This is a genomic window from Pseudomonas sp. S4_EA_1b, from assembly GCF_016307435.1.
Classification (GTDB): domain Bacteria; phylum Pseudomonadota; class Gammaproteobacteria; order Pseudomonadales; family Pseudomonadaceae; genus Aquipseudomonas; species Aquipseudomonas rhodesiae.
This window is the reverse complement of record NZ_JAEILC010000154.1, coordinates 1-8,925: the sequence shown is the minus strand read 5'-3', so window position 1 is coordinate 8,925 and position 8,925 is coordinate 1. Positions and strand designations below refer to the sequence as shown.

At 53.9% G+C, this 8,925-nt stretch carries 6 protein-coding genes; all 6 read right to left on the bottom strand.

Features of this window, described 5'->3' with window-relative positions; translation table 11 throughout:
* Positions 1–326 (bottom strand): ATP-binding cassette domain-containing protein (locus tag YA0848_RS33525; RefSeq protein WP_198731548.1); only part of this gene is annotated, 326 nt, incomplete at its 3' end.
* Positions 327–754: 428 nt separating this feature from the next.
* Positions 755–3,748, bottom strand: a complete 2,994-nt coding sequence (locus YA0848_RS33520) for an AAA family ATPase (RefSeq protein ID WP_003298909.1) — start codon at positions 3,746–3,748, stop codon at positions 755–757.
* Positions 3,745–4,338: an ABC-three component system middle component 1 gene (locus YA0848_RS33515; protein ID WP_003298911.1), complete on the bottom strand. Its 594-nt coding sequence runs from the start codon at positions 4,336–4,338 to the stop codon at positions 3,745–3,747. Before YA0848_RS33515 ends, YA0848_RS33520 begins: the two co-directional genes overlap by 4 nt.
* Positions 4,339–4,340: 2 nt before the next feature.
* Positions 4,341–6,293: an ABC-three component system protein gene (locus YA0848_RS33510; RefSeq protein WP_041013717.1), complete on the bottom strand. Its 1,953-nt coding sequence runs from the start codon at positions 6,291–6,293 to the stop codon at positions 4,341–4,343.
* 284 nt (positions 6,294–6,577) lie between these two features.
* Positions 6,578–7,018, bottom strand: coding sequence for a hypothetical protein (locus YA0848_RS33505; RefSeq protein WP_082041292.1), 441 nt, complete (start codon positions 7,016–7,018; stop codon positions 6,578–6,580).
* Positions 7,011–8,925: integrase (locus tag YA0848_RS33500; RefSeq protein WP_198731547.1), on the bottom strand; the 1,915-nt coding region annotated here is incomplete at its 5' end. The genes YA0848_RS33505 and YA0848_RS33500, both read right to left, overlap by 8 nt.

The following is an 8,925-nucleotide window of genomic DNA, read 5'->3' as shown; positions in this document are numbered from 1 at the left end:
GTAAGCACATTAGCCAGTGCACTTTGACGTTCGATTAGCTGGTGGTGCTGAAAGATCATGGCGGTACGCCGACGATGCTGACGCAAGGCCGAGCCGCTGCCGAGCTCACCGAGCTCGCTGGTGACACTGCCGCGAGTGGGCGTGACGAGTCGATTGAGGCTACGGAGCAAGGTCGACTTGCCTGCGCCCGAGAGACCAAGCAGCACGGTGAACTCACCACGCCGAAATGCAATCGAGGTATCGCGTAGGGCTGTCACGCCGCCTGGGTAGACGACGCTCAACCGGTCGACCCGCAGCACGGCGTCCTGTATCGGATGGGGCGTCATTTGATCACCTTTCGCAATATTGCTGGCCGCACAATTGCGGTTCGCGATGCAAAGGGTAGAAATTCCTTGTTAACGCACTGCTTCTAAATGATGACATTTCGATGAATGCTTCGAATCTGCCGTAGCGGGGCGGCAAGCGAAGCCGTGGAAGAACGGGCGCAACGTAGCGTCTTTCTTCACGCGGGATACAGGAGGCTTTGATTGATACTGCTGCGGATTCGCTACAGTAACGTTGGGCCAGAACGTAATGCCATCCAAGCAAGAGAGCGCACACTAGCGGCCAGAAGCAGTCATACCCCAAGAGCTGTTTCGGCCCCAAGATGGCGGATCTATAGATGCGTACCTACCGCTGCGCGAAAGCCAACCTCCGTGAGGACTTGGCTTGCGCCCAGCTTACATTTAAATCAAGGCCCGGAAAGATATCTGCATTATTGAATGCGCTGTTTCCAGCTCCCTGCTTGCGCAGTGACGCCATCTTCAGTCGGCACGAGCGTCCAGATCTTGGCCTCAATTCCGTCGTTTTGCAGCTTGCGCATGAAGTAACGAGCCTGCAGAGCATCATGGGTAGCGATAACGACCTGGAAACCATGATCAACGATGTAGTCACGCAGCAAATCGAAAACCGCAGAGGCATGTACCAGGTCGTGATGCTGAGTCGGGTCATCCAATAACAGTGCTTTCCAAGGAGACCACTGATGACTCATCGCCATTGAGAGCAGGAAGGTCAGTTGAAGATCCGTCAACTGTGCCTCACTCGCGATATCAGGTACCGGTACCGCTTTATTGCCAAGCGGTACAGAAACGCCGGCACGATCCTTGTTATACGAGTTGAAGAATTTCAGGCTTGCCTCGTGGAACCTGGACTCTCGCACGACACGCTTTAGCAGCGCCTGCCAGCGGGGTACCACCTTGCCGACATGCTTCTGAACATTCTCAATTTCTTTCTTGAGTGAGCCGTCCAGCAAATCCATCGCGTCCGAGATCAAGGACAACTGCAAGAAGCTGGAGCGTGCCGCGTTGATGCTGTCATTGAGGTACGCTTCGAAGGCCTCTTCTGATCGGTCAAGACGCTGAGCATCAATCAACCGCTGAGCCAGTTGTGAATCGTTCAGCTTGGCCCAAGCAGAGATCTCCACCCCAATGCCTTCGAGTGCTGAAACATACCCCTCCAGGAGGGTCAACGTAGCGCGCAGTGTCGCTTCACGGGCCTGCGCAGCTTCCGCAAGTGGGTCGCCGGTCAAATCCTGCTCTTGCCAGCTCGCGCGGATTTGAAGAAGGAGCGTTTGAACCCTTCGGATTTCTTCCTCGATCTCCTTGACTGCGGTTAATGACTCAACCAACTGATGCTGCTGGGTGTCTAGGGCGGATTGCACAGTCTCAACCTTCCCGTTCAGATCGCTGATCTGCTGTTCCAGCTGCGCTTTTTCTGCAGTGAGTTGCTCAAGCGTACGAGCCAGCGGTTCTCCAGAGGTGAGCGCGGCCAGTGCGGCAACTGCTTGATCCAGCCGCGTAGACGCTTCGCTCTGTTGAACTCGGGCCAAGTCGAGCATCTGCTGTGCCGAGTTGAAGGCCCCCTCGGTTTGTTCAAAGGCTTCAGGGGAAGGGAGAGCGTCCAAAGCCGCTCGCTGATCAGTCAAACGCTTTTTGGCAGGAGCAATACTATCGAGTTGCTGCCTGAGCGACTCCCTTGCCAATGGGAGCGAGTCACTAGCCAAAATCGGATCGGTACGAAACTGCGCAACTCGTCTTCCCAGATCCTGGCGGCTGGACTCCAAAGCACCCAGCTCCATTCGGCTGAAGTCTAGTGCTTGCTGCGCTTTCTCAACCGCGACCTCACTGGCCGTCAACGCTTCCACAGCAGCTCGCAATCGCTGCTCAGCTGCAGTCAAACTCGGATTGATCGCTTCAAGGGCTTGAGCCACACGGGACTGAAGCTTGGTTGCACCATGCGGCTCCAGGCAAAGCGGGCATTGATCTTGGTCAGCGGGAAGATGTTGCGCTATGGATGCAACGGCCTGACGGATTGCGTCGGCGGAAGAACTGAGCATCTCATAAAATGATCGGGCAGTGGCCTCCGCAGCTTTACACGTCTCATACGAGGAACGTTCGGCATCCCGATCGATGCTCTGTTTATCGATGAGCACTCCGAGATCCGTGATTTGCTGAACAACCTCGCTGATTTGCTGCTCAGTGGCCTGCCAGTCGGCAAGCATTAGACGGCTCGCCTCCAAGCGCTGCTCAGTCTGGTTGATGCCATGAAGCTGGGCGTCAATCTGAGCATGCTGGTTGCGAACCCGTTGGTTGCGCTCATGCTGCTCGCGAAGTACACGAGAATTTTCTTCAGCCTCGCGTAGGGCAGCAATCGCTGACGTCAACGCGTCATTTCGGTGAGCGATCTCCTGTTTTGCAGTGGTTTCTCCAATCAGACGCTCAAGTTGCTGCCCGATGCTGGTAAGTTCTTGCTGTGCAGAGTGGATACTGGCCTGATGCTCCTGCAAGGCGGCATTGCCGTCAGCCCTCGTGTTCGCGTGTTTATCGAGTGTCTGACTAGCTGCCGCGAGGTCTTCATTGAGCTTTTCGAGCTGCTCCTGCGCCGCAACAAAGCTTTCAACAAGATCGTTTACCAAGGCAAGGCTTGAAATATGCGCCCGAGTCCGTTCGACCTTCCCTTGCAAGATCTCGGTCAGTGCGGAGTGTGCAATCGTCAGCCCCTCCTGGCTTGCAGGCCCGGTCAATAAGCCAGGTGGAATCTGGCTCAGGCTTTGCGTCTGGTTTGCAGCGTCAGAGAGAGCGTCGGCAATTCGATCGAGCGGTCGTAATGCACCTACTGCACCGGCAGCAGCTATGTCACGCTCCTGAAGTAGGCGAGTCCACTCGCTCAAATCAGTCTCATGCCCAATCAACACTTCTTCCGCACGGGCTTTTTGCTCCGTCAGCGACCGTCGAACGGCAGCGAGGTTGGCGCGAGCTTTAGAACCGTCGCGACCAATCGGCAGCTTCGCCAACTGGGTTCCGGCTTCCTTTTCTTCTGCATTAACGATCCACCCGTTCTCCCTCTGATCCAAGAGGTGAGTTAGACGCAGCAAGAATGGGATGTCATTTGCAGACACATTAGGGAAGACGCTGCTCAAGTCTCCGTCCCGGCTGACCTCGCCCGCTGCAGTCACGCGTGATGTCGCAGTTAACTCAGAAAAACTCAGACTGACTGTCGCTGCCGCCTGATCATCACGAATGATGTGGGCAAGGTCGTCACGGAGACGCGCGATTTTCCCGGTTAGGCCAAACTCGATCGCCTCAAATACCGTTGTTTTGCCAGTACCATTGGGCGCGAGCAAAATAGTCGCTCCGGGACTCAGCTCGATGGTGACTTCCGACCCGAATTTGCGCAGGTTCGACAGGGTGATTGAATTCAACTTGCTCACGACTGAACCTCGCTTTCACCCAGCGAGTCGGTAAGAACACGCACCACATCCGCTCCGTTTTGGTTGGTCAGAAACTGCGTTTTCCAAGCAGCGATGTGTGGAGCAGACCAAGGGTATGCATTGGACAGCGTGTTCAGCGCCGACACCAATGGATCGCTCAGCGTCTCGACATCGCCAGCGGGATCCAAGGCCGCCAAGAATGTCCGGTTAAGAAAATCACCAGCTGCTTCAGATTCGCGCACAACAACCTTGCGGCAAAATCTGTCATCCGTCTCAATCCGTGCAGCGTCATCCTTGGCGATACCGCTGATCATCAGAAACATATAGAGGTCTGCAGTCTCAGGTTCGGGCAGCACATCCCGGACATCGGCTGCCCACTGGTTGGCTGCCTGAAGGGCCGTCAGTGGAAGCTCGATGAGCAGAACCGTCCGCCAGCCCGCCCGTTCGATGTGGGAGCGCTTGAGTCGAAGAACATGCGAGTCGTAGTCGACCTCAGGCAGCATTAGCTCCGTTACGTCCCGGGGACACACGTCATACCGACCCTCTACACGCTGAATGATTGCGCCAGCCACTTCCTGCAGTGTCAGCATGATTAGTGTCCTTCCCTATAAGCTTCGATTGCTGCTTCACGCGCGTCGCGCCAAGCATCCCAATGACGTTGGAATTGCTGCTTTAGCTGGGCGAGTGTCCCGTTACGCAAGTGCTTGAGCACCCCAAATCGTGTCACCAGCAATCTGGGCTGGCGCTCAGCCGCCATGCTGTTACTGGTCTCAAAATCATCAGCCATACCGGACTCGAGTAGGCTCGTGGGAGACCCTTCGACTCCCGCGAGAATGACTACCGACGCTGGCGAAGGCCCCAAAATGGCCATCAGGTCATCGGCAACAGGCCTGGCGCCACTGTGATCGCCTGAAGCGCCTGACCAGTTCTGCAATGCAATGCTGAGAACATCCCCAACGTCAGGGATTTCGCGCCAATTGCCATCGTCGTTACCGATTGCGACGCAAACCAGAAGCAGCATCAGAATGGCGGTTTCCAGCAGGTCTGCAGTACGAGGCCCGACGCGCAGCGCGTGTTTCCCGTCTAAGCCTTCTGTTTTGGGGTACATGAGTTGTTCTAACAGTGACTCACGCGCAGCGGCGTCGGCTGTTAGCTCAGCGGCCCAAGAGCGCCACTTCGGTTCCAATGCTGCCAGTAATGGCATGTCGGATACCGAGTTCAACCTGGCCGTGATGCGGGCTTGTAGCTGCTCCCACACAAGATTGTTCATTGCCCGGTGAAGTGCTGAAGATTCATCTCGCGCCTCCAGGATCGACGAGATTTCGCGACCCGACGCGCAGGACAGCGCCTCTGAATTGTCTATCCAAGGAAGCTCATCAAGATCACTCTCGCTGATCCCAAGCGTTCTACCCAACTCGTTCCCAGCGCCTTGGCGCCAAAGCGGCTCACCCAGAAGCAGGCAATGGCTCCCGCTCTTCAAGTGCAGGGCCAGCCGAAGGATGGCCGAGTGGAGGGCCACGGTATTTGGCGTAGGCGGGCAATAGGTAGCGTGCAACCGCAGCCTTCTGTTGTTACCGCCCGCTGTCCAGTGGTGACCGACAACTTCCGTGGCAGCATGGGCCGCTGGCAAGCTCGTCGTACCATTCAAGCTGTGGGTACCGGCGACCATCCAACTGGATCCAGCCTGCGGCCTCATGAGGTATTGCGTCCAAGTCACAGCATCTGACCGGCGTGCGTCTTTGAGATGGTTAGCCATCGCATGACAGCTGATGGCGTTAACATCCGTGGTACTTGTAGAAATGTACCCCACTAGCTTCTCAAGGGTTGCCCGCGAATCATTAAAGTGCCGTCCTAACGACTCGCACGCACGCTCTTCAAGGTTCTCTTCGCTCCCTACGGCATGGATCGTAAGTGTCCGCATGGTTTGTCGAACATGATCCCAGTCGGTAAAGCCACACCAGGTCGTCAACCATTTATAGACGTTTTGCGTTGGGGTATCGGGGCGGCTAGATAGGGCAGCCAGATCAAGACCGTCCTGCTTGCAGAGTCGACAAAACTCGTGCAGGTGATTGGCGGTGATGGAGTCACTTGGCTTGCCCTTGATGACAACTTCCAGGCCGAGCAGGATGAGTGAAAAAGCGCGGACTGGCGGCTGCTTGGACTGGGGTGTGAGACTCCAGGCAGACAAGCTCTTCATGGCCTTATCGAGCTCAGAGTCGATGGCGCTATCGGACGGGACAACTGGCGTTGCACTTGCTGCTGCCTTGTTGCCGGCCTTGGGTTTATAGGACTTTATGTAGTCGGCTTTATCGATGTGCTTATCGCTGAAGGGGGTCGTCTGCCGCTTGATCTGGAAGTGCTCATAATGCTCATCCGCATGGTAGATGACCACGTCATCCCATTCGCCGATACCACCTTGTTCGGCACCGATCAGCAACGGTGCAGGGCGCCCATCCAGGTAGTTGTCCACCATGTCCGACAAACGTTGAGCTATTACCAGCTTCTCGTAGCGGCCTTTTTGCTCAAGCCGGAACCTTCGGATCATTCTGAATCCCTTCAAACATTTCGGCACCCAAGGCACCAGTGGCAGGTGTCCACATACTAGCGAGACGGTTTGGCCGAAGAAACAGGGCTCCCGCCGTCTCCCCGTATTCAGTGGCAGCTGGCTTTAGAGTCCAGCCGGCGAGCAGTCTGTAAGAAAGCTGCTGGTTCAGGCTTGTTACGACAGGCTGCTTTTGGCCGGTGGCGGACGCTAGTGACACGCAGCTATCGGCCAATTGCGAGCAGTCAAGAACTAGCTTGGCTGGTCGGACTGGTGAGGCATGCAGGCTATTTTCTGGGCTTGAGCTTTTTCTTTGGCTCATGGACTGTAGGGAGCGGGGTCATGAGTCTCTCTCGTGAAAGTCCTGCTATAGATGCGTTATAGATAAGTCGGTTGGCGAGTTCAGCCATTGTGGAAAGTTGTGCCTTCAGAGCGTCATTCTCAGCTTGAAGTCGGGAAATTTTTTTCATCGCATCTAGTGTGCTTCTTGGTTTCGACATCCCATCGAGTTTTGTTTCGACGGACTTGAGTTGACCTTTCTTTGCTTTGTAGGCGCTTTTAATCAGCAGTTTTTTATTGAGTGCTTGACGAGTTGGTGGGGCTCCCCAGCCTAAAATTTCTTGAGCACCAAGGCAGATGCTGTTCCAGTTCAGTGAATGATCAGTCGGCCAGTTTCTAACAAGTTGCGCGATCTGCCTTTCATTCTTGTCAGAGATGATCTTAGGCATTGTCGGTGCTCCGGAGAAGTTCTAGGCAAGCTAGAAGGTCATCGCCATAAGTTATTCCAAGCATTTGTTTGTCAGGCAGCCTGATCGCGGCTGCTTCGGCTTTTTCGGAAACAATTGTCTGTTCATGGCTGAAGTCCCTGCCCTCTATTTCGATGGGACTCCCATCCGGGATCGATATATCATTCAAAATTGAAAGCAAATTAGTGATTTGCTTAATTTGTGCGGCCGTAACAAGCGTCCAGCGCGACGCCGACCTTTCTCCATCTGATATCGCCTGCTGTGCGGCATCGTACGTCTGTCTAAGGCTATCTAGATCATGTTGAATCGTATCAGTGGCCAGCCTATCTCCTTTACACATCAATAGCTCAGAGCAATTAAGACAGTCTGCGAATTTGTTGCAAGGGCCAGCTCGCCAGCTACGACGACAAATACCGTAGCGGCTGCGATGGAATGGACCATGGCCATATTTTTCTGCATGTTCTTCAGTAACCGGTTGAAGTGGCTCATTTTTCTGGACCGTACCTAGTATGTCTGCTCCTTTGGCGACGAACGTGAGCGGGTCATCATTCAAATATGTGCGCGTCTGCCGACTGGTGGCGCGACTGCTCCACTCCGTGATCAGATCCAATGAAATGCCGCTGCTGCGAGCGAGTCTATTAATTAGGTGGCGAATGCTGTGTGACTTTAACTTAAATGCCTTGTATCCGTGATAGGCGAAAAAGTTAATGGACTCGGCCGCGGCGTTTCCAGTGTCCAGGCGCTTCCCATAAAAACTAGGATCAAATGGCGCTAACAGAACGGGACTTGCAGTGCTCCGCAAGCGCAATTGGTTGCGACGAAGGCATAGCAGTGACTCAGACATTTTCAATGGAGGATTGGTAGATCCCTGGTGTGGCTCCTGGTAGGGGAAATATGGGTTGGTGGCTTTGTGCTCTATTAGTATAAGTTTCCAAAGCGAGTCTAGAGTAAATCCGGACAATGACCAACTACCGGTTAGTCTATGGATAAGGGATTGGCAGCAGGTTCGATCGGTAAAACCTAGAGCCTGCATTACTTGCTTTACCGAGAGTGGCTCGTTGTCTTGAACATTAGGGCAATTGGCGTGGCGGTAGAATCTCGATGGGTTGGTTTCCATGTAACGGGCCAAGGAGCGGCCTTCGTCAGTGATTTTTACTAGCCGATTTATTGCGTCTGTAGTGATATTTATTAGTGTTTTCGGAATTGGTTTGCGTGCAAACTCTTTGGTCTTTGGGACCCAGTAGACTAAATAGTATTGAATCTCCCCGTTTTTGTCGTGATCGTCTCGCAAGCAATCAATGCGAAAGCGCAGGGTCTCACCTATACGCATGGGTGCACTTAGTAGTAAAGCGGTAATGCAAGTGACCATAACGTCATTATCAATCTGCACTTCATAGGCGCCACGTGAGAATACCTCTGCAATCGCAAGTAGCGCATCCTGATCAGGAGCTTTCTGAGCCTTTACTTCAGCAGGTGCTTGAGAACCATTTAAGTAATCGTAACTGCGCGCACCTAGGTAAGGGTGCCTCCAAAAACGCGGGTCGACCTGTATTATGAAGAGATCTGATAACGATTTTAGAATGGAAAGCACTATGTTGCAGAGCGATTGCCGTATAGTGCTTGACTCCAAAGTGCAGACGATTATTTCCCAATGCCGCTGGTCAAATTTAGTGATGTCGGGTGTTGCCATGTTTTGGCGCAACGAAAATTCGATCAGTCGTAATGCAGCGATGTCTCTGCTTATTCCCTTGGTTGGGTGCAGGGTGTGTTTGTATCGGAGAAATGCCTTGGCGAATTCGATAAAGGATGGATGCATCAAATGGATTGGCTGGCTTCGGGACTTGGGTGGTAGGTCTTTATTTTCAAAGTTGGCGGTTTCAGGAGCTGAG

Coding starts and splice junctions, on each gene's coding strand:
- YA0848_RS33515 (WP_003298911.1), bottom strand. CDS start 4,338: ATGCTGACACTGCAGGAAGTGGCTGGCGCAATCATTCAGCGTGTAGAG.
- YA0848_RS33510 (WP_041013717.1), bottom strand. CDS start 6,293: ATGATCCGAAGGTTCCGGCTTGAGCAAAAAGGCCGCTACGAGAAGCTG.
- YA0848_RS33505 (WP_082041292.1), bottom strand. CDS start 7,018: ATGCCTAAGATCATCTCTGACAAGAATGAAAGGCAGATCGCGCAACTT.